Here is a 25250-nt window from a genome sequence, read left to right on the forward strand (position 1 = left end):
ATGATGATTTTACTGCCCTGGCTCAGCATCAGCGGAATCGGTGTGTTGCTGTGTTGCATAGTCAGCGTTGGCTGGTGGTGTTGCCGCCAGAGAGGGATGCTGCATCAGTTACAAGGTTACAACCAGCTGTTATCGGAACAAAACCAGGCGATGACCCGGAAACTGAGCGAGCTGGCTGAACAGCTTTCGCTGCTCTCTGCGGCATTCCGGGAGCTTAACCGGCAACAACCACAGCCGGAAAGCACGGCTTATCCTGGCGGCCAGTCAGAAAAGCACTCCGGCAATAAATAAGCACCGGTCGTCGGATAAAATTTACAGCCGCAGCTGGTGCCCGTTTTTTCACCGTGCTGATGCCATCGGGCTGAAGATGAGAAAATTTTTGCCTGATGGCCCATTTTTACCCCGATTATTCTGCCAGCGTCAGCTGGCGGCCCTGCCGGTAATCGGTGGGCGAACAGCCAAACCGGCTGCGAAATTCCCGGGAAAACCACGACATATCGCTGAAGCCGTTTCGCCAGGCAATTTCGCTGACCTGGGTGTGGCTGTTCAGCGGCGAACGAAGCGCCTGCGCGGATTTCTCCAGCCGCTGGCTGAGCAGATACCTGCCGAACGAGGTGCCCTCTTTCTGAAAAAGCCGGGCCAGATAGCGGGGAGAAATGTTAAAGCTCGCCGCCACCGTGCTGGCGGAGAGGCTCTGTTCCGCCAGATGGCTGTTGATCATGATTTTTATCTGAAATAACAATCCATGCCAGCTACCGTTCTGGTTTCTGGTGGTTCTGTACTGGTCAGAAATGATACTGCTGACCAGCGACAGTAACTGGTCGTAGAGCATCGCCGCATACTGTTGTGGCAGGCTATCCGGCAGGGCCATCAGATTAGCCAGCAGCATCTGTAAATAGGGCATCAGCGGATGCTGGCTGCCAAAACCGCAGGCCAGCAGACGGTCGGTTTTCCCCAGCCGCTGCCAGAGGTGTTCCACCGGAATCTGCACCACATGTTGACGCGATTCCCCTTCAAGGTGCAGCTGATAAGGCTGACGGGTGTCATAAAGCCCGAACTCACCCGCCGTCAGAGAAACCTGCTGACCGGCCTGGGCCACCGAGGTGGTGCCCTGACTGACCACGCTGAGCAGGATCAGATTATCCGGATGATTATCTGCCCCCCGGCGGCGTCGCAACACATTCTGGGCGCTACAGGCAATTTCGGAGATACGCAAATCCTGCCAGACGCCGCTGGTGATCCGGCCCTGACGGTCACCGTCAGCAAATGCGCACTCCAGCGGGATAAAGGTTTGACTGATGGCATCCCGCCAGTAATCACTGCGGTCGGCCCAGGCCACGGCCCCGGTATCAAAGGTCTGCATCGCTTGCTCCTCCACTCGTACTGCAATGGTCAATGCAAACTTTGTTCCATAACCTTGCGAGATTCAGGGCGCAGCGGTGGAACACCCGGTTGTTCCCTGACAGACAATGATTGGTTCCTTCCTGTCATATCGCCCCGGCCATGGCGGCGGCTATAACGTTCTCCTGCCCATTTCAGTTTCAGGAGTACAAAAAAATGATGAACAAACCGATTACCGTGGCCTGTGTACAGGCGGCCCCTGTCTGGATGGATCTGCAAGGGACCGTAGATAAAACCCTTGAGCTGATTAAACAGGCCGCGGCCAGTGGTGCTGAACTGATCGCATTTCCGGAAACCTGGATCCCTGGTTATCCGTGGTTTCTGTGGCTGGACTCTCCGGCAGCAAATATGCCGATGGTGTATCAGTATCATCAGAATTCGCTGGTGCTGGACAGCGTGCAGGCCCGGCGTATTGCCAGCGCTGCGCGGGAACACAATATCTGGGTGGTGCTGGGATTCAGTGAGCGCGACCACGGCAGCCTGTACATCTCGCAGTGGATTATTGACAACAATGGCGAAACCGTCGGCACCCGCCGAAAACTGAAAGCCACTCATGTCGAACGCACACTTTTTGGCGAAAGCGACGGCTCGTCACTGACCACCTGGGATACCTCGTTAGGGGTTATGGGGGCGCTGTGCTGCTGGGAGCATCTGCAACCGCTGACCCGTTACGCCATGTATGCACAGCACCAGGAGATCCACATTGCCGCCTGGCCCAGCTTCAGCCTGTACAGCGGGGCGACCGCCGCACTGGGACCGGAGGTGAACACCGCCGCCTCCCGCCTGTATGCCGCCGAAGGGCAGTGCTTTGTCATTGCCCCCTGCGCCATCGTGTCGCCAGAGATGGTGGCGCAGCTGTGCAGCGACGACAGCAAAAAGCAGCTGCTGAGCGCCGGTGGCGGCCATGCGCGGATCTACGGCCCGGACGGCGGTGAACTGGCTACACCGCTGGCAGAAAATGAAGAAGGTCTGCTGATTGCCACTCTGCAACCAGCAGCCATCACCTGTGCCAAATTTGCCGCCGATCCGGTCGGGCACTACTCACGGCCTGATGTGACCCGCCTGCTATTCAATCCGGCGGCAAACCGGCCGCTGGTCACCGCTGATGAAACTGTCGCCCGGCAGTGGATTGAACTGCCGGAAGCCGGGGAGGAATAAAATGGAATCAGCTATTCCGCAACATCTGCGCGTGGCGCGAGAACATCCCGCGACGCTGCCTGAGGATTACCAGCCGCCTTTTCCGGCGTGGACCGCCCGTTTTACTCCGCTGACCGGACAGGTGGTGATGGCGTATTTCGGCGTGCAGGCCAGAACGCCACTCTCACTGGCGGATCTGCATCCGGTAACGACGCGCTTTGCGCACTCGGACGGGCCGTTGCACTGGGATACCGCCTGCTGTCAGGACGCGATGGGTTTTCATAATCTGGTTGCGATTGCTTACTGGGCTTCGCCGCAGCAGTTTGACCAGTGGCAACATAGCAGTGGTTTCCACAGCTGGTGGACCTCGCCGCAGCGGGAAGAGGGATCCTGTGGCTATTTTCTTGAGGTGGTGTGCCCGACAGCCGACCGCTTTGAAACCATCTTTTCCGACCGCTCATCAAAGGAGGGGGTGGCGCACCTTGCCAGCGGGATGAGTGATGAAATGCAGGAGCACGGTTACTGGGGCAGCGCCCGCGACCGGCTTCCTGTGGCACAGCGCGCAGAATTAGCGGGCAGCACGCTGCCTCAACGCCGCCAGTCACAGGGGCGGCGGGTGACGCTGGACGGGCGGGAGAATCTTTGCCTGATCCGTTCCGGCCAGGACTGGTCAGCCACCGGGCAGGAGGAGCGCCGCAAATATCTTGCTGAAGTCGCCCCGGTGCTGCGCGAAGGGATGGATTTTTTGCGCGATGAGGGGGCGACCGTCGGCTGCCTGAGCTGTCGCTTTATGACGGCGCTGGACAGGGTCAGCGGCGCTGAAACAGAAAAAACCTTCGGGCTGGCGCATTTCAGCGATCTGGCGGCGCTGGAACTGTGGGCCCGCAGCCATCCCACCCATGTCGCCATTTTTGGTGGATTCATGCGCTACGTGAAGGAGCTGAACTTCAATATCACCCTGCGCTTGTGGCATGAAATTGTGGTGGTGCCAGCCAGTGCACAACATTTCAGCTACATCAATTGCCATCCACACAGCGGTCTGATGGCGCACGGCCTCGGGGAAAAACAATGAAAAAAATAAGCATCCTGGCCCTGTTAGCGGTGATGCCCACGGCCCACGCGCTGGAATTCGCGCCGGGTGATTATGAGATGTTGCCCGCAGACAAAAATCTGTTCCTGACCTATTTCCAGTATACGCACAGCGATACGCTCTGGTCGCAGGGCAGCAAAGTGGCAGGCGATAACCGGTTACGCTCCACGGCTATGCTGCTGCGCTATATCCACGCCTGGCGACCGCAGGAGAATATCAGCATTGAGCCACAGGTGATCCTGCCGTGGGCCAGCGTCAGTGCAGGCGGCGACGCGGCGGCGTTGGGTGAGGCATCCGGCGTGGGTGATATCATTTTTGGCCTGCCGGTGAAAACAGACCCCGGCGGCGATGGGCGCGATATTCTCTCGCTGGCCCCGTTTATTTATGCGCCAACCGGGGCTTACGATAACGATAAGCCAATAAACGTCGGCGAGAATCGCTGGCGATACCTGATGCAGGGGGTGTGGATCCACCATTTTTCGGATGCCTGGGCGGTTGAGAACGGGGCAGATGTATCCTGGGTAAGCAGCAACAGCCGCTACGGGGCTGGTGATGCCACCCTGCAACAGCAACCGCGTTATCAGTATCAGGCCTGGCTGCGTTACAGCCTGTCGCCCGCAACCCAGTTTGGCGTCGGTGGGGGCTGGATAACCGGTGCCGAAAGCCGCATTGACGGCGTGCGCCAGCATGACCGGCTCGACACCACTTATCTGCGGGTATCGGCAGCGCATTTTATTACCCCGGGGATCCAGTTGCAGATCTCGGCGGGACGCGATCTGTCGGTTGAGCAGGGATTCCGTCAGGATACCAGTCTCAGCTTCCGTGCAGGTTTTCTGTTCTGAGCCGGTGGACGGCACGGATGCCGCTTTGCCCGGAGGTAAAGCGCCACAGCCTGAACTTCGACTTAAAATCAGCATGGCGTTAAAAGTTGCGGCTGTTGTAGACTGATTTTATTTAACACTCTGGTTACGATGTGAAAACCTCAACGCTTCCTTCCGGCAATCATCCTGACCTGTATGGCGAGCGCCTGCGCGCCTGCCGTCATCTGCTGTCGCCACGGCTGCTGGCGGTGGCTGAGTATATTGACCAGCACCGCACTGCCGTACTGAATATGACCGCCATTGAGATCGCCGCCGGGACACATACCTCTGACGCCACGGTGATCCGTGCTATTCAGGCGCTGGGGTTCTCCGGACTGCGCGATGTAAAAAATGTGCTGAAAGGCGGACTGATCGACACCCTGAGCTTCCCGGCCCGGCTGGCGACGACCGTCAGCGCCCTGACGCCGGATACCAATTCCAGTACCGATTTTGTACTCAACAGTTACCTTATTAGCTGTGAAATGCTGGCGAGCGAAGCCAATCGCGCTGCCATCTCCCGCGCCACCACGCTGCTCCAGTCTGCCAGCCGCATAGCGGTATTTGGTATAGGCGCTTCATCTCTGCTGGCGGACTATGCGGTACGGCTGTTTAACCGTAATGGTACTCCTGCCTATGCACTCAACCGCACCGGGGCAGGGCTGAGCGAACAGCTGGTAGCGATGCGTAAGGGCGATGTGCTGATTATGCTGGCACAGCGCAGTGCCCACCGTGAAGGCACCACCACCGTATCCGAGGCGCAGCGGCTGGGGATGCCGGTCATTCTGCTCACCGGAACGCCGGATGCGGCTTTCGTTGACTATGCTGATACGGTAATCCTGATCCCGCGTAGCGCGGAAGCGGGGAAGATACCGGTGCATGGCACGCCGCTGATCTGTCTTGAGATCCTTGTTCTGGCCCTGGCTGCCGCCGCGCCGGAAGTGCCGATGTTGACCACCAACCGTCTGTATGAATTAAGTAACGCCCTGACCAAACCGCGAAAAAATGGCCGCTGAAAGGGATTAAAACGACCTGTCTGTTGAACGGTAAATACTGAAGCTTTGCGCCGCCGGGCCGATATTTTTTCTGAAGAGTGAGACCGGCAGTATCCCAGGGGAGAAGCCAATGATCATTAAAGTTCAGACTGATGAGCTGCGCACCGGGATGTATGTGCACAAGCTGGAGGTTTTCTGGTTGAAAGATCCTCTGGTGCACAACGATATGTTGCTGACCACTGAACAGCAAATTCACACTATCGCAGCCAACGGCATTCAGGCCGTATGGATTGACCTCGACAAAGGGTGCGGTCCGGCGGTAAGCGACAGTGATCACGCCAGCATCCACACCGCACAGGGTATTCATCACGAGATTATGCAGGCCGAAGCCCTCTGTCTGCGGGCGAAAGAGCAGGTCAGGGAGATGTTCAGTGAAGCCCGGCTGGGGCGCACCATCGATACGGTCAGCACTCTGCCGCTGGTGGACGAAATCGGTAACTCCGTCAGTCGCCACCCGGTCGCGCTGCTCAGCGTGGTGCGGCTGAAAACCCATGATGATTACACCTGGCTGCATTCGGTGGCGGTTTGTGCGCTGATGGTGGCGCTGGCGCGGCAGCTGCAACTGAGTGAGTGGCAGATCCGCTGTGCCGGAACCGCCGGGCTATTGCACGATGTCGGCAAGGCGGCGATTCCGCTGGCAATCCTTAACAAGCCCGGCAAGCTGACCGCAGAAGAATTTACCCTGATGAAGCAGCATCCGGAGGCCGGTGAGGCGCTGTTACGGCAAAGCGGTGAAAATGAAGAGGTGCTGGACGTGGCGCTGCATCATCATGAAAAAATGGACGGCAGCGGTTATCCCCACGGTTTGAAGGGGCCGGACATCTCTCAGCTGGCAAGGATGGCGGCCGTCTGTGACGTCTATGATGCGGTCACCTCAGACCTGCCCTATAAGGCAGGCTGGAACCCGGCCAGCGCCATGCGTGAGATGGCGAGCTGGCAGGGCCATTTTGACCGTAAAATCTTTCATGCCTTTGTAAAAGCGGTGGGCATTTACCCGGTTGGTTCTGTCGTGCGTCTGGCCTCCGGGCGGGTGGCGGTAGTGGCGGAGCAGGGGGGAGAGTCATTGCTGCAACCGAAAGTCTGCGTTTTTTACTCCCTGAAGACCCGCCAGTATCTTGGTCGGCAGATGGTGGATCTGGCCGACAGCCAGTGCCTGGACAGGATTTCCGGTCCTGAAGATTCAGACTGCTGGGACGGGGTGGATACCAACGCGTTGTGGATGCGGCCGGTCGCCTGAAGAGAGTTGAGGTGTCATTCACGCAGAGGATTTTTTGCCCCGTCTGAGTGGCCGGTACTGAAGCCGGACCAGCCCTGCCTTTTCCCTGCCGCTACCTTGTCTGGCAGAACCCTTACCAGGGTCTATACTTAGAAACGTATTGTCGCGTAAATGACAATGGGGTGAGGTCAGACGCACCTGCCGTGCAGACCAGCGAAGAGGGAAACAGAACATTACTGAAATCTGCCCGCACGTATGCTTTTTCATCTGCTGCTGAATAATCTCTTTTCTGATTATTTGCTGTCGCTGTCCCTGACCATTCTCTTTCTCATGCGATACGGATGTTCCGGCCAGCCAATGGTCGCTGAAGATCGTGCTCCCGGACTGAACACGCCGTGGTGATGAGACTTTTTATCAGGAGGAATAGTGTGAATACTCAGAGCGATACCGGACCTGATTTATCCCGGAAGGTGCGCTACGCCTTCTTTTTTGATGTCGACGGCACGCTGGCTGCTATCCAGTCACGTCCGGACGAAGTTTTTATCCCTGAGCCGGTTATTACCAGTCTGGCGGCGCTGGCCCACGTCAGTGAAGGCGCGCTGGCCCTGGTTTCAGGCCGTCCCATTAACGAGCTGGATGCGCTGGTTGCCCCCCTGCACCTGCCGCTGGCGGGGGTGCATGGCGCCGAGCGTCGCGATGCCAGCGATCGGCTTGAACGCCACACCCTGCAGGATGAGGTGGCAGCAGCGCTCACTTCCCTGCTTTCGGAGGCAATGGCCACGATGCCGGGAACTCAGCTTGAAACCAAAGGCATGGCCTTTGCCCTGCATTATCGCCGTGCAGAACAGTATCAGTCACGGGTATTGACGCTGGCGGAGTCCATGGTTGCCCGCTTTCCGCAACTGACGTTGCAACCCGGAAAATGCGTGGTGGAAATTAAACCCAAAGGGGTTAACAAAGGGGCTGCCATTGCAGCATTTATGCAGCAGGCCCCATTCTCCGGCAGAACGCCGGTATTTATTGGTGATGATTTGACCGACGAAGCAGCATTTACCGCGGTCAATGCCATGGACGGTATTTCAGTCAAAGTCGGTGAAGGCCAGACCGAAGCAGGGTATCGCCTGCCGGATGTCGCGGCCGTTGGTCACTGGCTGGCACAAACACGATTAAAATTAGACAAAGACGATATAACGTCGGTAAGGAGTCAAGGTTATGAGTCGTTTAGTGGTCGTATCTAACCGCATCGCTGTTCCCGATGGATCAGAAGTCAGTGCAGGCGGCCTTACCGTTGGCATTATGGATGCGCTGAAAACTACCGGAGGCTTGTGGTTTGGCTGGAACGGCGAAATCAATGAAATAGGCGAAGATGACGAGGAGTTGAACCTGTTTGAGCAGGACGGCGTGACATACGCCTCGCTGGGGCTTAATCAGAACGATTACGATCTTTACTACCTGCAGTTCTCCAACGGCGTCATCTGGCCCGCTTTTCACTACCGTCTCGACCTGGTTAACTATCAACGCGAAGCGTGGGAAGGGTATCAGAGCGTCAATAAAATGCTGGCGAACCGGTTGCTACCGCTGTTAAAGCCGGATGATGTGATCTGGATCCACGATTATCATCTGCTGCCGTTTGCCGCCGCGCTGCGCAAACTTGGGGTACAGAACCGCATCGGCTTCTTCCTGCACATCCCGTTCCCTACGCCGGAAATCTTTAATGCGCTGCCGCCGCACAACGAACTGTTGGAAATGATGTGCGAATACGATTTGCTGGGCTTCCAGACAGAAAGTGACCGCACCGCATTCCTTGAATGTCTGTCACTCTGCACCCAGCTGCGCGGGAAAGGAAAACAGCATCAGGCGTTTGGTCAGCACTTCGTTACCGAGGTCTATCCCATCGGCATTGAGCCGGACAGTATCAGCGAAATGGCGGAAGGGCCGTTACCGCCGAAAATGGCGGCGATGAAAAAAGATCTCGGTGATGCAAAGAATATTATCGCCTGTGAGCGTCTTGATTATTCCAAAGGGCTGCCGGAGCGCTTCCTGGCCTATGAAGCCTTACTGGAGAATTATCCTGAGCATCGCGGGAAAATCCGCTATTCGCAGATTGCGCCGACATCGCGTGGCGACGTTCAGGCCTATCAGGACATCCGTCATCAGCTGGAAACAGAAGCCGGACGCATCAATGGTAAGTACGGCACGCTCGGCTGGACGCCTCTTTATTACCTGAATCAGCATTTTGACCGGCGTCTGCTGATGAAGATTTTCCGCCTGACGGACATTGGTCTGGTCACGCCACTACGGGATGGTATGAACCTGGTGGCGAAAGAGTACATCGCCGCTCAGGATCCAAAGGACCCTGGCGTACTGGTGCTGTCCCGTTTTGCCGGTGCCGCTAACGAACTGACGTCGGCGTTGATTGTTAACCCTTACGATCGCGATGAAGTGGCTGCTGCGCTTAACCAGGCGCTGACCATGCCGTTAAACGAGCGTATCTCACGCTACAACGACATGATGGCGGTATTACGTAAAAACGATATCACCCAGTGGCAGAAATCCTACCTGAAGGATTTACAGGCGTTACCGTTGCGTAGTGAGCATTCTGCTCAGGGTGATAAGGTAGCAACCTTTCAACGCCCCGCATAATCTGTGCCAGAAAAGAACAAGAGCGATCCGGGATCGCTCTTGTTCTTTTTGCTTTTAAGGCAAATTCAGGCTGCCAGATGGCCGTAAAAAGGGCCAGCGAAAATAAAAACAGGAAAAAAGTGCCATTTTTATTAAAGAAAAAGCTGCACCAGCCGATACTCATGGTGTAGTCCTGGAATCTGCCAAAACATTCATAATATTAATGTAATTCCCTGTTACATCTTCTTTCATCCGCTGAACACTTACCTACCACACCTTACAAAAGACCAACACTTGTCGGAAAAAATTTGCGCTGTGTCACATTTTTTTACTTCAATACAGGCGTGATAGTCACATTTATAAATTTAATTTTTTACCCCTTCCTGATTTCTTTTTCAGAATATAAATTCTGCTTTTATTTTCTTTTTAGGTTAATTATTCACGTTTCAGCATTATTTTCCCTTTTTAGCGGTGCTATTTGCTGAGAATGAATGAGTTCCATTTGCTGATGCGCCGAAAAGGCAGAAATTTAACAAAAACTGACGAAAATGGTTAGTTAGTAAACTAATGAACAGTCCTGCTTTAGGTTTTTTTTGATCAAAACACACCTAAAACTGTGACGCAGATCACACTTTATCTAAAATTTAGCCTGGCTCACGTTGAATCCGTAAATAAGAGCATATAAAGTTGCTTTGTTTTCGGAATAGTCTTAAGAATGACTAAGACTCAGTAGGGTGAAGCCAGGGAAAAGCAAGAAAACGTCGGAGCAGTAACTGGCAAAATGAGTTTATGACTACTTTCTGTATGGCTACCTCTTTTGGGTTGCCCTCAGCTTTGCAAGCGTTTGGCTATGGCCACTTAATTTTTTGCCATCTTCAGATTTACCAGTCAGTAATCAGGTAGCGGCGCAATCCGTAAACGTTTAAGTCGTGACAGTGGGATGGGAAAAAATGGGCACATCAGAATTACTAAAACATATCTACGACATTAACTTGTCATATTTACTGCTTGCACAGCGTCTTATTAACCAGGAAAAAGCCTCTGCAATGTTTCGTCTGGGTATTGACGAAGCCATGGCCGATGCCCTCTCTCAGTTGACCTTGCCTGAAATGGTCAAGCTGGCTGAAACCAATCAACTGGTGTGTCAGTTTCGCTTCACTGACCACAATACAATTAATCGCCTGACCCAGGAATCTCGTGTGGATGACCTGCAACAGATTCACACCGGCATTTTATTATCCAGCCGTTTACTGCGCAGCGTCTCTGATAAGAAAGATGAACTGCCTAAAAAGAGGGCGAGTTAATGAGCGAAAAAAGTATTGTTCAGGAAGCGCGTGATATTCAGCTGGCAATGGAATTAATTTCCCTCGGCGCACGCCTTCAGATGCTGGAAAGTGAAACCCAGCTCAGTCGCGGTCGTTTAATTAAATTATATAAAGAACTGCGCGGCAGCCCACCGCCAAAAGGTATGCTGCCTTTTTCTACCGACTGGTTTATGACCTGGGAACAGAATATTCATGCCTCGATGTTCTGTAACGCCTGGCAGTATTTACTGAAAAGCGGCCTGAGCAAAGGTGTCGATGCGGTGATTAAAGCGTATCGCCTCTACCTGGAACAGTGTCCGCAACAGCAGGAAGAAGGGCCGCTGCTGGCGCTGACCCGCGCCTGGACCCTGGTACGTTTCGTCGAGAGCGGAATGCTGGAACTTAATGACTGCAAATGCTGCGGTGGAAGCTTTATAAATCATGCGCATCAGCCTGTTGGCAGCTTTGTTTGCAGCCTGTGCCAGCCGCCTTCTCGTGCGGTAAAAAGACGTAAACTTATCGCAGATTCTGCCGATAACATTTCACAACTGCTGGATGAACAGGTTAAACAAGCCGTTTAATTGAGTTTGCCACGTGGAATGGATCCAGCAGCGGTTTTTAACCGCTGCTTTTTTTTTGTCCACGGCCGGTAATATCAATCTGCGGCGGTCTGAACGTCTTCCACCCACACGTCAGCAGACGTAAGGATTTATCGTGTTAATTATTTTGGGTTATATCCTGGTCCTTGGATCGGTGTTGGGCGGATTCGCAATGGTAGGCGGCGAGCTTGGCGCGCTTTATCAACCCTCTGAGCTGCTGATTATTGGCGGGGCGGCAATTGGCGCATTTGTTGTGGGGAATAACGGTAAGGCAATTAAAGCCACCATGAAATCTCTGCCACTGTTGATGCGTGGGGCGAAATATAACAAGTCGGTCTACATGGACCTGATGGCGCTCTTATATCGTCTGATGGCGAAATCGCGTCAGCAGGGGATGTTGTCGCTGGAAGCAGATATTGATAATCCGCAGGAAAGTGAAATTTTTGCTAATTACCCACGCATTCTTGCCGATAAAAGATTAGTGGACTTCATTACCGACTATTTACGACTGATGGTCAGCGGCAATATGAATGCCTTTGAGATCGAAGCGTTAATGGACGAAGAGATTGAAACTTACGAACACGAATGTGAAGTACCGGCCACCGCGCTGCAATCGATGGGCGATTCACTTCCCGCTTTCGGTATCGTGGCGGCGGTAATGGGGGTGGTGCACACGCTGGCGGCTGCCGACCGACCTGCCGCAGAGCTGGGCGCTTCGGTGGCCCATGCGATGGTGGGAACCTTCTTAGGCATTCTGTTGGCATATGGCTTTATTTCTCCTCTTGGCGGGGTGTTGCGACAGAAATGTGCGGAAACCACCAAGATGATGCAGTGCATTAAGGTGACGTTGCTGTCCAGTCTGAATGGGTATGCGCCACAAATCGCGGTGGAATTTGGTCGTAAAACACTCTATTCAACCGACCGGCCATCCTTTACCGAGCTGGAAGAACATGTACGTAACGCCAAGACACCAGCGAAACAGACTTCGGATCAGGACGCATGAAACACAATAACCATCCCATCATTCTGGTCAGGAAAAAGAAGCATAAAGGCCATGAAGGCGGGCATGGTTCATGGAAGATTGCTTACGCTGACTTTATGACCGCGCTGATGGCGTTCTTTATGGTGATGTGGCTGATTTCCATCTCCACCCCTTCAGAGCGCGCCAGTATTGCGGAATATTTTAAAACCCCGCTGAAGGTGGCGCTGACCGGCGGAAGTCGCAACAGTGAAAGCGTCAGCGTCATTCCCGGCGGCGGCCAGGATGTGACACAGCAGAGCGGCGAAGTGCATAAAGTGGTCGATATGGATGCGGAAAAACGCAAGCTGGATGAGATCCGTCTTAACCGCCTGCGTGAAAAACTGGATCAGCTGATTGAAGCCGATCCGCGGCTGAAAGCTCTGCGACCACATCTGATCATCAATATGGTGGAAGAAGGGTTACGTATTCAGATTATCGACAGCCAGAACCGGCCGATGTTCAAAACAGGCAGTGCGGAGGTGGAACCCTATATGCGTGACATTCTGCGGGCGATTGCGCCAATCCTGAATGATATTCCGAACAAAATCAGTCTGGCCGGACACACCGATGATTTCCAGTATGCCACCGGTGACCGGGGATACAGCAACTGGGAACTGTCAACAGATCGCGCTAACGCTTCACGTCGCGAACTGGTGATGGGCGGGCTGGATGCCGGCAAGATGCTGCGGGTGCTTGGCATGGCTGACACCATGAAATTAAAAAATCGCGGCGCCAATGATGCCGTTAATCGCCGCATCAGTTTATTGGTGTTGAACCATGACACCGAAATGCAGATTGAAAAAGAAAACTCGGAAAGTGACGCGGTTCAATTCAGCGGTGGCGACACAACCGGTCTTAAAGAAATAGTGGCACCGTCAATACCGTCGGATGCCAACAATAACCCAGCCCCTCAACCACCAAAGGCTGAGCCAGCAGCAAGCCAGACTGCACCGAGGGCATTTTCCTCGGGACGGCCTGATGCTGCGGCGCAGACCGGTCGCGACTCACAGCAGAGGTGATACCGTGAGCATGGATATCAGCGATTTTTATCAGACGTTTTTCGATGAGGCCGACGAGTTACTGGCCGACATGGAACAACACCTGCTGGGCCTCGACCCGCAGGAACCGGATGCGGAACAGATGAATGCTATCTTCCGCGCAGCCCATTCAATCAAAGGCGGCGCGGGGACCTTTGGTTTCACTGTATTGCAGGAAACCACGTATATTCTGGAAAACATTCTTGACGGTGCCCGGCGCGGTGAAATGCAGCTGAGCACCGATATCATCAACCTGTTTTTGGAAACGAAAGATATTATGCAAGAACAGCTGGATGCCTATAAAACCGCCTCGGAACCCGATGCCGCGACGTTTGAGTACATCTGTCAGGCGCTGCGCCAGCTGGCTCTGGAAGCCAAAGGCGAAACCATCGCGCCGGCGAAAAAGCTGGCAGCAGAGCCGCCTGTGGCGGCAGAAGCCACCTCTCCTGCGGGCCTGCGTCTGGCGCTGCTTGACCTGAAACCCACTGAAATCCCGCTGATGCTGGAAGAGCTGGGCAATCTGGGCAGCGTATCCGATGTGCTGAAAGGGGAAACCTCCGTTGAGGTGACGCTGGACTCGTCCGTCAGCCCCGACGATATCGTGGCCGTGCTCTGCTTCGTGATTGACGAATCCCAGATTAAGTTCCTGAACGCCGGAGCCGAACCTGCTGCCCCTGCCGTTGAAGCGGCCGCACCAGCAGAACCGGTTGCTGAAGAAGAAGCGGCACCGGTAGCAAAACTTGCCAGCGTCAGCGAAATCACTCCGGCGGTGAAGCGCGAAGCGGCGAAAAAACCTGCCGCGCCGAAGGCCAGCGAATCCACCAGCATCCGTGTGGCGGTGGAGAAAGTAGACCAGCTGATTAACCTGGTGGGCGAGCTGGTGATCACCCAGTCGATGCTGGCACAGCGTTCTGGAGAGCTGGACCCGGTTGCGCATGGTGACCTGCTGAACAGCATGGGGCAGCTGGAGCGTAACGCGCGTGAAATGCAAGAGTCGGTGATGTCAATTCGTATGATGCCGATGGAGTATGTCTTCAGCCGCTTCCCGCGTCTGGTACGTGACCTTGCCAGCAAACTGGGCAAAGAGGTGGAGCTGACTCTGCTGGGTAGCTCTACTGAGCTGGATAAAAGCCTGATTGAACGCATTATCGATCCGCTGACGCACCTGGTGCGCAACAGCCTCGACCACGGCATTGAATCACCGGAAAAACGCCTGGCTGCCGGCAAAGCGGCGGTGGGTAATCTGACGCTGTCTGCGGAACACCAGGGCGGCAACATCTGTATCGAAGTGGTGGATGACGGTGCCGGTCTGAACCGGGAACGTATTCTTGCCAAGGCGCTCTCTTCCGGACTGCCGGTCAGTGAGTCGATGAGCGATGAAGAAGTCGGCATGTTGATCTTTGCGCCGGGCTTCTCGACGGCGGAGCAGGTGACGGATGTTTCCGGACGTGGCGTCGGCATGGACGTGGTGAAACGTAACATTCAGGAGATGGGGGGGCATGTCGAAATTGCCTCGAAGCAGGGCAAGGGCACCACTATCCGTATCCTGCTGCCGCTGACGCTGGCGATCCTCGATGGCATGTCGGTGCGCGTAGCGGATGAAGTCTTTATTCTGCCACTGAATGCGGTAATGGAATCCCTGCAACCGCTGGCAAATGACCTGCATCCGCTGGCCGGTGGCGAACGCGTGCTTGAAGTGCGCGGTGAGTATCTGCCGCTGGTCGAACTGTGGAACGTCTTTGACGTGCAGGGCGCGAAAACTGAAGCGACGCAGGGCATCGTGGTGATCCTGCAAAGCGCAGGAAAGCGCTATGCGCTGCTGGTTGATCAACTGATTGGTCAGCACCAGGTGGTGGTAAAAAATCTGGAAAGTAACTATCGCAAAGTTCTGGGCATATCGGCAGCCACCATCCTCGGTGATGGCAGCGTGGCGCTGATCGTCGATGTATCGGCTTTGCAATCTCTCAACCGTGAAAAGCGTGTGGCGGGAGCCGCAGCCTGACTATAACCGATTAAGGGTATAACTATGACTGGAATGGCAACTGTCACTAAACTTGCTGGCGAAACGGTAGGCCAGGAATTTTTGGTGTTCACACTCGGTAAAGAAGAATACGGTATTGATATCCTCAAAGTGCAGGAGATCCGCGGCTATGACCAGGTGACGCGCATCGCCAACACGCCACCGTTTATTAAAGGCGTGACTAACCTGCGCGGTGTGATTGTGCCGATTATCGATCTGCGCATTAAGTTTGAACAACCCGGTGTGCAGTACAACGACAACACCGTGGTAATCGTGCTGAACCTGGAGCAGCGGGTAGTGGGGATCGTAGTGGATGGCGTCTCTGACGTGCTGTCACTGACTCAGGATCAAATCCGACCTTCCCCGGAGTTCGCGGTCACCATGTCCACTGAATATCTGACCGGCCTGGGTGCGCTGGGCGAGCGGATGCTGATTCTGGTGGATATTGAAAAGCTGTTAAACAGCGAAGAGATGGCGTTGATGGATACGCTGCGCAGCGCCTGATCCTGACGGGCTGTGTCGCCGGGGCCTGAGTAGTCGGGCAGGCTCCTCAGCTGACCAGTAATCCAGGCCCGTTATTAAACGCGTTGCTCACCCCTTTTTCCCGAGATGAAATGCTGCCACAACGATTAAGCCGGTATTTCAGTCTGACAAACCTGATTACAGCCACATAAAGAATTTTAGAACGACGTCGATACAGGCGTTACAGCGTCACTTTTTTACTGAGGTTTGCCATGTTCAAACGTATCAAAGTCGTCACCAGCCTGTTGCTGGTGCTGCTGGTTTTAGGCTCGCTGCAACTGCTGGCCGGAGGGTTGTTCATTAATGCGCTGACCAGCGACAAAAATAACTTCTCCGTTGCGCAGAACGCCAGTGAGAACGTATCGTCCTTCACCGATGCCTGGGTGCTGTTAAACCAGACCCGTATTGCGGTAAACCGGGGGATGCTGCGCCTGCAAACCGATGCGCAAAACGGCGGTGCCACGCCGGTCACCAGTAACACCACCTGCTCGCCACCATCAGCGCTCAGGGTAAAGAACTGCTGGCCAGTGCTGACAAAACCTTTGCTTTTTATCAGGCTATCCCCGATACCAAAGGCGTCGATGCGACCATAACCAAAACCATGGAAGACGATTACGTCGCCTATTCGCAGGCGCTGGCGCAGATGCTGCAACTGATGGACAGCAGGCAGCTGGACCAGATGTTTAAGCTTAACGTGGAGCAGAACCAGAATAAACTGAAGGCCTCGTATACCGCCTGGCGCAGTGCGCAGAACGTGGTCACCTTGCAGGGTGTAGCGGATAATGACAAGGCGTACCGCACCATGCTGTGGGTCATCAGTAGCGTACTGGTGCTGGTGGTGGTCACCATCGTGCTGTGCTGGATTGGTCTGAACCGTATCCTGATCAAACCGCTGCAAACCAGCATTACGCATATCAGCCATATCGCTGGCGGTGACCTGACCCATCCGATTGAGGTGGAAGGGCGCAATGAGATGAGCCAGCTGGCCGGCAGTCTGCGAGATATGCAGCAGTCGCTGGTGCGTACGGTGAGTGACGTGCGCGACGGATCGGATGCGATCTATACCGGAGCCAGTGAAATCTCTGCCGGAAACAACGATCTCTCCGCGCGAACTGAACAGCAGGCGGCGTCGCTGGAACAGACCGCCGCCAGTATGGAGCAGCTGACCGCCACGGTGAAACAGAACGCCGAAAACGCCCGTCAGGCTTCGCAGCTGGCGCGCAGCGCTTCCGATACGGCGCTGAAGGGCGGCAAGGTGGTGGATGGCGTGGTGAAAACCATGCACGACATTGTCGGTAGCTCGAAGAAAATTGCCGATATCACCAGCGTGATTGACGGTATTGCCTTCCAGACCAACATTCTGGCGCTGAACGCGGCGGTGGAAGCGGCGAGGGCCGGGGAGCAGGGGCGCGGCTTTGCGGTGGTGGCCGGTGAGGTGCGCAATCTGGCACAGCGCAGCGCCCAGGCGGCGAAAGAGATTAAAGGACTGATCGAGGACTCCGTGGCGCGGGTGGACAGCGGTTCTGCTCTGGTCGGCACGGCGGGTGAAACCATGACGGAAATCGTCAATGCGGTGACCCGCGTCACCGACATCATGGGTGAGATCTCATCGGCTTCAGACGAGCAGAGTAAGGGTATCGACCAGGTGGGTACGGCGGTGACCGAAATGGACCGCGTCACCCAGCAGAACGCCTCGCTGGTGCAGGAATCTGCCGCCGCCGCCGCTGCGCTGGAAGTTCAGGCCAGCCGTCTGACTCAGGCCGTTGCCGTCTTCCGGGTGAATAAGGTGGTTAACATCACTGCCCCTGTCGCGGCGCTGCCAAAACCGGTGCAACCTGCGTTACGTAAACCGGCTGTCACCCCGGTGGCCGGTGAGGGCAACTGGGAAACGTTTTAAATTGTACCTCTGCAACCGGCTGTATCAGCCAGCCGGTTGCGCTATACCCGCCATACAGACCTTTTCTGATGCAACAGTCCACTTTGTTCCGGGAGCGGACATATCTACCGGGGCATCATAACTACCATCTGCTGCTGTAAGCGTTAGAGACGGGCAATGGGGAAATCTGTGAAAAGCTGATGCTGAAAGCGGCCAATGACGGCGCGGAAATGCTGACCAGTCACTATTTCCACGAAGTCTGGCGGCTCACCGTTCTGGAAAACTGCCACAGAAACCAGGGCGCGCCAATAAAGGCGGTCAACAGTCCGGCGGAAACCGGCCAGTGCCAGGCAATATTGCGCCCCAGCCAGTCGGCCAGCACCATCAGCGTTCCCCCGATCAGCGCGGCGGCGCAGAGCTGATGCCGCAATGCCCGCACGCCCAGCGACCTGGCACACTGCGGGGCCAGCAGGCCGATAAAACTCAGCGGCCCCACCAGCAGCGTGCCGGCGGCGGTAAGTAGCGATATTAACAGTAGCACCAGCAGATTGGTGCGTGATAAATGGATACCCAGCGACTGCGCGGTGAGCTGGCCGAGGCCGAGCAGCTGCAGCCAGCGTTGCATCAGCAGCGCCAGCGGGCACAGCACGACGGCGGCAATCAGGGCTTCAATCGCCATTTCAGCATTAATCCCGGCGGTAGAGCCGGTGCTCCAGTTCAGCAGCATCAGCGCACGCGGATCGCCGCTGAGCATCAGCAGCATATTCAGCGCCCCGGCCAGGCTGGTCAGGCTCAGGCCGATCAGCACCACCTTCTGCGGGTTAAACCGGCTGCGTGCGCCAAACACCAACAGCAGCAGCATGGTGATTATGCTGCCCGCTATCGCCGACGGCAGCATGGCGGCCATTGGCAGCGGCGTGAACAGAACGGTCAACAGCACCGCCAGCGCGGCGCCGCTGCTGATGCCGGTCAGCTCCGGGCTGGCCATGACGTTGCCGGTCAGCCGCTGGATCAGTACGCCCGCGCAGGCCAGCATTATTCCGGCACAGAGCGCGCCGGTCATTCTCGGCCAGCGCCAGGCCAGCAGGTGTGTGGTCAGCGCACCCGGCGGTTCGCGGTTCAGCCACAGCGAAGCAGGCAGCGCCAGCGCTAAAAGCAACAGCAGAATGCCCAGCTGTCGGGTATTAAACCGCGTAACCGTCGGGGCGGCAGGCTGAACTACCGGCGACCCCGTCACCCGCTGGCGTAACAGCAGCACCAGCAGCAGCGGTGCGCTGAGCAGCGCGGTGACCGCACCCGTCGGAATATCCCCGGCGGCGGGAGAAAAGTGCAGGGCCAGCTGATCGACCAGCGTCAGCATCACCGCCCCGGTCAGCACCGTGGCGATCAACTGATGCAGAAAACGGCGGATGCCGCTGGCTCTGACGATAGCGGGGGCGGCCAGGCCGATAAAGCTGATTATGCCCACCTCGCTGGTGATAATGGCGCTGAGCACTACCGCCACGCTCAGCGCCGCAATGCGCACCTTCAGCACCGAAATCCCCAGCGCGCTGGCCTGCTGCTCTGACAGGTTGAGCACGGCCAGCGGCCTGACCAACAGCAGGCTTAAAATCAGGGCAGCGCACAGCGCGAGCGCCAGCACGATACTGCTGCGCCAGCCGCTTTGCGTTAACGCGCCGGCCTGCCAGCTAAAAAGATCGCTGAGGTAATCGTGATTGAACAGCACCAGCAGGGTATTCAGCGCGTTGCCGTACAGGCTGAGCACCATTCCGACCAGGATCACGCTGAGCGGCGCAAAACGGTGGTCCGCAGTGAGTTTCATCAATAGCAGGACGGCGATTGCCGAACCGGACAGCGCCAGAACAGGCAGGCCGAGGGCCAGCAGGCCGGGCGCGAAGACCAGAGAAGCGGACATCGCCAGATTAGCCCCGGCGGCCACGCCGAGCGTACCCGGTTCGGCCAGCGGATTTTGCAGCACCTGCTGAAACAACAGTCCGGCCAGCGCCAGGCCCGCGCCGCACAGCAGGCTGACCAAAACGCGTGGCAGAAAGCTCTGGTCCAGCAGAAGAGTGGCAAGCGATGACGGGTAGCGTGCCACCAGCGCGAAATAATTGAAAGCCACGCAGGCCAGGGCGGCGGCAAAGCAGAGAAGCAGGATAACGGCTGCGGTAGCAGACCTCATATCTCTGCCTCCAGTACCCGGGTGATATCCCTGGCGAGTGCCAGTCCGGTAGCGAGGCCACCAAAGGGGAAAAAATGCTCCAGATGCGTGACACTGTCATTTTTAAACAGCGGCAACTGCTGCCACAGCCCGTCGGGCTGCCTTGCCCGCATCAGCCGGGTGATCGCGGTGGGTAATTCGGTAAAGAACAGCCGGTCGCAGGGCAGATCCGCCAGTTCCTCAATGCGCACGCGGGCAATATGGGCGGCATTTACCGCCTTTTGCCAGGCGTTGCGTAGCCCAAGCTGGCGGAGCACCGCATCCGCCAGACTGCCGCTACCATAGATCGTGGCGTATTTGCCGTCCTGATCCAGTACCATCACCAGCACCCGTGCCTGCTGATGTGCCTTAATCCGCTGGCGGAGATCGTTCATCTCCAGCTGTACCTGCTGCAGCCAGCGCGTGGCGGCAGCCTCAGCGCCCAGCCGCTGCCCCGTTTGCTGCGTCCAGTCGTGCAGCGCCTGCCACGGATTGCCCGAGGTATACCAGCCCGATACCGTTTCCAGCGGAGCAAGGGTCGCCATTTTTGCCATCACCAGCGCGGCGAGCTCATCGCTGATAATCAGCGACGGCCGCAGAGCATCAAGCAGTTCCATATTGGGTTCCCAAAACGGCCCGATGTCCTGCACGCGGTCAGGTAACACCGGCTGCGGGATGCGGCGTCGAAAATAGCCGGTATCGGAAATCGCCAGCGGCGTGATGCCGATGCTGAGCAGCGTTTCCGCCGCCGCCCAGTTAATTGCCACGATACGCTGCGGGTCCACCGTCGGCAGACCTGCACGCGCCGCCAGCGGCAGCATCAACAGCATTTTCAGACAGCGACGGCGGCTGAACCCGGCCATCAGAAGTTCAGTTTCAGCGAGCCGATAAAGGTGCGCTCCTGTCCCGGGTAGCAGCTGGTATCACCGTCGCAGGTGCCCACGTAGTGACGGTCAAACAGGTTCTGCACGTTGAAGCCGACCTGAATATTTTTATTCACCTGGTATTTCACGCCGGCATCCATCAGGGTGACGTTCTTCACCTGGATAGTATTGGCGTTATCGCCGTACATGCTGCCGATGTAGCGCACGCCGGAACTCAGCATCAGCCCGTCAAGCAGCCCCTGGTGGAAACCATAGTTGACCCACACGGAGGCCATGTTTTTCGGCACGTTCGCCTGCTGATTGCCTTCGTCACTGTTGTTGCTTTTGGTGATTTCCGCATCGGTCAGGCTGTAAGATGCCAGCGCATCAAGGTTATCCGTCAGCTTCGTCTGGGCCTCCCACTCGATACCGCGTGAACGCACCTCTCCGGAGGCCACCTGATAGCCGGTTGCGCTGCCGTTGACGATCTCATTGGTCAGCACGTTGGATTTGGTGATTTCAAATGCGGCCAGGGTCATCAGCAGGTTACTGTCAGGCTGGTATTTCACCCCCATTTCATACTGGTGCGCCTTGCTGGGATCGAAGGTGCGGTTCTGGCTGTCGGTACCACTGTTCGGCACAAACGACTCGGCGTAGCTGATGTAAGGTGCCAGGCCGTTGCCGACCAGCCAGGTCAGTCCCGCGCGGCCGGTCCAGGCATCTTTATCGATCCACGAGGTGTTGCCGGTGAGGTTGTTCTGCGTGCGCATGCTGATGTCGTCATGACGACCGCCCAGCGTTAACAGCCAGTGATCGGTCAGGTGGATCTGATCCTGCAGATAGACACCCAGCTGTTGGGTCGTTTGATCGTTGTTATTCACCGCGTTGGTCGGGTCGGCAATATCTAGGCCGTAGAGCGGATTGCTCAGGCTCAGGGCCGGGGCGACCGCGCTGAAGCGTTTGGCGTTTGCGTCCAGCCAGCTGTAGTCCACCCCGGCCAGCAGCGTGTGCGCCACCGTCGCCGTGTTGAAATCCATCTGCAGCTGGTTATCGAGATTGAAGGCCTTCATGTGCTCATCGAACCGGATGGCGTTGCGCGAGACGCTGTCCGTGGTGAAGTCCGGATCGCCCGGCAGCAGGTTGTTCAAAATCGTGTCGGTCTGGCCGTAGCGCAGGTTCTGGCTGAACTTAACGCTTTCCGCCAGCTGCTGGCTGAATTCGTAGCCGACGCTGTACTGCTCCTGGCGGAAGCGGTTGTAACTGTAGTCGCCCAGCAGCGTATCGGTGACTTTGCCGCCCGGCGTGGTGAGAACAGCGATGGTGCCGCCGGAGGTGTCGCGCAGATAATCGGCGCGCAGCGTCAGGCTGGTGTCCGCCGACGGGATCCAGGTCACTGTTGGCGCCAGGTAAACGCGATTGTCTTCCACGTCCGGCCCGTCACGGTACTGGAACTGGGTATCGCTGTCGCGCGCCAGGCCGACCATGCGGTACAGCCACTCGCCGTCTTCGTCCAGCTTGTCGCTCATATCAAACTGCACCTGACGGCGATTGAAATTTCCGAGCTGTACTTCCACTTCATGCACGCCGCGCGCGTCCGGTATTTTACTGATGCGGTTGATAATCCCACCCGCATCGCCCAGGCCGAACAGGGTTGAAGAAGGGCCACGAACAATATCCACACGCTCCAGCGCATAAGGCTCGGTGCGGAAATAGCTGTAGCTATTGTTTAACTGGCGCAGGCCATCGCGATAGTCATTGGTGGTCAGCGCGTTGAAGCCGCGAATGTAGATCCAGTCGTAGCCCTTGGGATCGACGCCGTAGGTTTCGGTTTTCACGCCTGGCACATAGCGCAGTGCCTCAGTAACCGTCTGCACGTTCTGACGATCCAGCTGCTGGCGGGTGATCACTGACACCGATTGCGGGACTTCGATCAGTGGGGTATCGGTTTTGGTGGCGCTGAGGGTCTGCTGCGGCACAACTTCGGCGTTACTGGCGTTGGCGCTCACGGTGAGCGTGCCGTCAGCCGGGGGGGATGGGGTAACGGAGACGGTGCCGCCTGTCAGCTTCCACCCCAGTCCGCTGCCTGCCATCACGCGATTCAGTGCGCTCTCCAGTGGCAGGGAGCCGCTCACCGCCGGGGCCATTTTGCCGTCCAGCGATGAGGGGGCGGCAATCAGTTGAACGCCAGCCTGTCTGGCCAGCTGGGTCAGCGATGTTGACAGCGGCTGGGCTGGTAGCGACACCGACAGGGTTGACGCCGCGTAAGCGCCGGATACCGGCAGCGCTGTGGCGATGACCACCGCGAGGTGCTGTGCACGAAACGCACGTAAAGCAGAAAAGGCAGCCATTCATAATCCCCAGAATTAAAGTAAATAATAATCATTCTCTTATGAAGACGCAGCGCGAAGCTAAATCCTGACGTCGTTTTTAATTATTTTTTCTTTCAACGACGGATGAGATGATAATTGACTGATTTTTCATGGTTTTTATTTTTACTGGCAGCACCAGCGGAAGCGATTTCACAAAGCTTCCGGCACGGTCGGTATCGAAACTTCCGCTCACCCTCAGCGCGGCAACGGTCGGTGAATCCGCTTTGACTGACACATCGCCATAGCGGGCAAATTCCGCCAGCGCCATATCCAGCCGCGTGTTGTTCAGTACGATGCGGTCATTGCGCCAGGCGGCAATACTCTCTGCGGGCAGCGTGGTGCGCGCGATCAGCCGCCCTTCGGCGTCGCCGGTAGCACGTTCGGAAGCGTACAGCACGGCCAGGTGCGCGCTGGCCTGCGGCAAATGAAGATGCTGCATGGCCCGCCACCAGCCATTCTGCCAGCGGCCGCGTGGGCCAATACGCACCGCGCCGCTGCTGACCGCGACCTCGGTGCCGTCGCCGCTCATGGTGTGCGGCAGGTAGCGCACGCTGAACCCGGTGCCCACGACGGTCACCCGCGACGGGCCGCTCAACACCTCAAAGGGCCGTTGCGGATTATGTGCAACCTGGAAGAAGGCCTGCCCCTGCGCCATCTGCACTTCCCGGCGGCTGGCGTAATAGCGCACGGTCAGCTGTGTCCCGGCATCCAGCGAAATTTTGCTGCCGTCGGGCAGATCGACGCTGCGCATCTCGCCGCGAGCGGTCTGCCAGCTTGTGCTGTAAACCGGAGCGCTGAACTCAGCGCGTAGCGGCAACCACAGCACCGCCGCCAGTATCAGCAGCGCGCAGCCGTACACCACCGGCCGCCAGAAGCGGCGGCGAACCGGGCCAGGGCGCAGATGACTCACCGCATCGGCGGGAATGGCCGCCGTTTGCTGCCACAGGATGGTCAGATCCTGATACTCCGCCCGGTGGGCAGGGTTCTGCAGCCAGCGCCGGAACGCCTCCTTTTCGCTTACGGTCATGCCTTCCTGCTGGCGAAGCAGCCAGCGAATCGCCTGTTCAGCAATCGCCTGCTCGTCTTGCGTCATCATTGTGGCCTCCCTGTTGGTTCATCCTGCCTGCTTTCACGGCTCGCGCGGCAGGCCAGCATGGCGCGAATAATGTGCTTTTCCACCATGTTGATTGAAATTCCCATGCTGGCGGCGACTTCACTCTGCGACTGGCCGTCAATACGATGGCGGATAAAAGCCTCGCGGCAACGGGGTGGCATCTGCTCAATGGCGGCGACGATATGGTCGATATACTGCTGGTTCTCCAGCAGGCTGTCGGGCTGTTCGTGGCCCGGGGCAGGCAGGTCGTCAGCATCCATATCCGGGGCATCTTCATGCTGTTTTTGCACACGATAAAGGTCGACCAGCAGATTTCTGGCGATACGGTAGAGCAGGCCACGATGTGAGGAAACCTGTTCCGGGGAGGCCAGCGCGCGGCTGAATGTCTCCTGGGTGAGTTCTTCCGCGAGGTATTTATCCCGCAGCTTGCCGCTCAAAAAGCGGAAAAGTTCGGTGTAGTAACGCTCAAACGCTGACAATGTGGCTTCCCGGCAACCGCGCATTTCTGCGGAGATGAAAAAGAGACGGAGATTTGAATGAAAATAATTATCGTTCTTAACTACCGGCGGCAATCATATAGTAATAACTGGGGGAAGGGCGAGTGAAAAGAATTCGCGGTCAACACGAGTGCTGTCGGGCGAAGATCGCGCTAAACCAGTAGATAACCAGGTGAACAGTGCATTGCAGGACTGGATCCACCCCGGGTAACGTACGCCAGGGGAGCTGATATCAGCTAAAGAAGTGTTCTCGCTCTCCTCAGGTGTATGGATACCGGTTAGCCCCAGGCAAGCTACGGAGGCGTTTCCGGGATGATACAGACGAAACAGCCTGATTCAGCACCGTAGCTGCAAACGTGTCTCTGTGCGCATGCGCCTGCCTGAACCCGTCGCCGTGCGCTTATTCCCTGACTATGCTGTATATAAATATTTCTGTTGAGTCCTGTTGCT

At 56.6% G+C, this 25250-nt stretch carries 20 protein-coding genes and 1 pseudogene; 15 read left to right on the plus strand and 6 right to left on the minus strand.

The features are described from left to right. On the plus strand, nt 1–291 hold the full coding sequence (locus AC3RPL_RS07600) for a hypothetical protein (protein ID WP_490739526.1): 291 nt from the start codon (nt 1–3) through the stop codon (nt 289–291). Between the two features lie 115 nt (nt 292–406). Here AC3RPL_RS07600 and AC3RPL_RS07605 read toward each other — a convergent pair whose 3' ends face one another. Beyond that, on the minus strand, nt 407–1363 hold the full coding sequence (locus AC3RPL_RS07605) for a helix-turn-helix domain-containing protein (protein ID WP_490739527.1): 957 nt from the start codon (nt 1361–1363) through the stop codon (nt 407–409). A gap of 194 nt (nt 1364–1557) precedes the next feature. Between AC3RPL_RS07605 and AC3RPL_RS07610 the strand changes: the two genes are divergently transcribed. From AC3RPL_RS07610 to AC3RPL_RS07675, 14 genes and pseudogenes are all read left to right on the plus strand, one after another. Continuing rightward, a complete protein-coding gene (locus AC3RPL_RS07610; RefSeq protein WP_490739528.1) occupies nt 1558–2559 on the plus strand; it encodes a nitrilase in 1002 nt (333 codons plus the stop codon). A gap of 1 nt (nt 2560) precedes the next feature. After that, nucleotides 2561–3610, plus strand: a complete 1050-nt coding sequence (locus AC3RPL_RS07615; RefSeq protein ID WP_490739529.1) for a phenylacetaldoxime dehydratase family protein — start codon at nt 2561–2563, stop codon at nt 3608–3610. Continuing rightward, nucleotides 3607–4470 carry a transporter gene (locus tag AC3RPL_RS07620; RefSeq protein WP_490739530.1) on the plus strand — a complete coding sequence of 288 codons (864 nt, stop codon included), beginning with the start codon at nt 3607–3609 and terminating at the stop codon, nt 4468–4470. Before AC3RPL_RS07615 ends, AC3RPL_RS07620 begins: the two co-directional genes overlap by 4 nt. A gap of 131 nt (nt 4471–4601) precedes the next feature. Beyond that, complete coding sequence (locus AC3RPL_RS07625; protein WP_490739531.1) at nt 4602–5501, plus strand: MurR/RpiR family transcriptional regulator; 900 nt, start codon at nt 4602–4604, stop codon at nt 5499–5501. 109 nt (nt 5502–5610) lie between these two features. Beyond that, nucleotides 5611–6777, plus strand: coding sequence for an HD-GYP domain-containing protein (locus tag AC3RPL_RS07630; RefSeq protein WP_490739532.1), 1167 nt, complete (start codon nt 5611–5613; stop codon nt 6775–6777). 407 nt (nt 6778–7184) lie between these two features. After that, complete coding sequence (gene otsB, locus AC3RPL_RS07635; protein WP_490739533.1) at nt 7185–7994, plus strand: trehalose-phosphatase; 810 nt, start codon at nt 7185–7187, stop codon at nt 7992–7994. Next, nucleotides 7969–9399: an alpha,alpha-trehalose-phosphate synthase gene (gene otsA / locus AC3RPL_RS07640; RefSeq protein ID WP_490739534.1), complete on the plus strand. Its 1431-nt coding sequence runs from the start codon at nt 7969–7971 to the stop codon at nt 9397–9399. Before otsB ends, otsA begins: the two co-directional genes overlap by 26 nt. Nucleotides 9400–10328: 929 nt before the next feature. Then, nucleotides 10329–10682: a flagellar transcriptional regulator FlhD gene (flhD, locus tag AC3RPL_RS07645; RefSeq protein WP_034935729.1), complete on the plus strand. Its 354-nt coding sequence runs from the start codon at nt 10329–10331 to the stop codon at nt 10680–10682. Next, nucleotides 10682–11263: a flagellar transcriptional regulator FlhC gene (gene flhC / locus AC3RPL_RS07650; protein ID WP_261640407.1), complete on the plus strand. Its 582-nt coding sequence runs from the start codon at nt 10682–10684 to the stop codon at nt 11261–11263. Before flhD ends, flhC begins: the two co-directional genes overlap by 1 nt. 133 nt (nt 11264–11396) lie before the next feature. Beyond that, nucleotides 11397–12284: a flagellar motor stator protein MotA gene (gene motA, locus AC3RPL_RS07655; RefSeq protein WP_034935732.1), complete on the plus strand. Its 888-nt coding sequence runs from the start codon at nt 11397–11399 to the stop codon at nt 12282–12284. Next, nucleotides 12281–13321 (plus strand): flagellar motor protein MotB, encoded by a 1041-nt coding sequence (gene motB, locus AC3RPL_RS07660; RefSeq protein WP_034935734.1) that lies wholly within the window; start codon nt 12281–12283, stop codon nt 13319–13321. The genes motA and motB overlap by 4 nt, the downstream gene beginning before the upstream one ends. A gap of 10 nt (nt 13322–13331) precedes the next feature. Beyond that, a complete protein-coding gene (cheA, locus tag AC3RPL_RS07665) occupies nt 13332–15341 on the plus strand; it encodes a chemotaxis protein CheA (protein WP_490740653.1) in 2010 nt (669 codons plus the stop codon). Between the two features lie 24 nt (nt 15342–15365). Then, nucleotides 15366–15863: a chemotaxis protein CheW gene (gene cheW, locus AC3RPL_RS07670; protein WP_490739535.1), complete on the plus strand. Its 498-nt coding sequence runs from the start codon at nt 15366–15368 to the stop codon at nt 15861–15863. A gap of 230 nt (nt 15864–16093) precedes the next feature. Then, nucleotides 16094–17778 (plus strand): annotated as a pseudogene (locus tag AC3RPL_RS07675) (methyl-accepting chemotaxis protein). 223 nt (nt 17779–18001) lie between these two features. Here the strand turns inward: AC3RPL_RS07675 and fhuB are convergent. The 5 genes from fhuB to AC3RPL_RS07700 all read right to left on the minus strand — a co-directional run bounded on the left by fhuB (nt 18002) and on the right by AC3RPL_RS07700 (nt 24782). Continuing rightward, complete coding sequence (fhuB, locus tag AC3RPL_RS07680) at nt 18002–19939, minus strand: Fe(3+)-hydroxamate ABC transporter permease FhuB (protein WP_490739536.1); 1938 nt, start codon at nt 19937–19939, stop codon at nt 18002–18004. Beyond that, complete coding sequence (locus AC3RPL_RS07685; protein ID WP_490739537.1) at nt 19936–20820, minus strand: ABC transporter substrate-binding protein; 885 nt, start codon at nt 20818–20820, stop codon at nt 19936–19938. Before AC3RPL_RS07685 ends, fhuB begins: the two co-directional genes overlap by 4 nt. Continuing rightward, nucleotides 20820–23168, minus strand: a complete 2349-nt coding sequence (locus tag AC3RPL_RS07690) for a TonB-dependent siderophore receptor (protein ID WP_490739538.1) — start codon at nt 23166–23168, stop codon at nt 20820–20822. The genes AC3RPL_RS07685 and AC3RPL_RS07690 overlap by 1 nt, the downstream gene beginning before the upstream one ends. A gap of 79 nt (nt 23169–23247) precedes the next feature. Next, nucleotides 23248–24285 carry a FecR family protein gene (locus AC3RPL_RS07695; RefSeq protein ID WP_490739539.1) on the minus strand — a complete coding sequence of 346 codons (1038 nt, stop codon included), beginning with the start codon at nt 24283–24285 and terminating at the stop codon, nt 23248–23250. Beyond that, complete coding sequence (locus tag AC3RPL_RS07700) at nt 24282–24782, minus strand: RNA polymerase sigma factor (protein WP_490739540.1); 501 nt, start codon at nt 24780–24782, stop codon at nt 24282–24284. The genes AC3RPL_RS07695 and AC3RPL_RS07700 overlap by 4 nt, the downstream gene beginning before the upstream one ends. Nucleotides 24783–25250 lie beyond the last annotated feature (468 nt).

The organism is Erwinia papayae, from assembly GCF_058241465.1.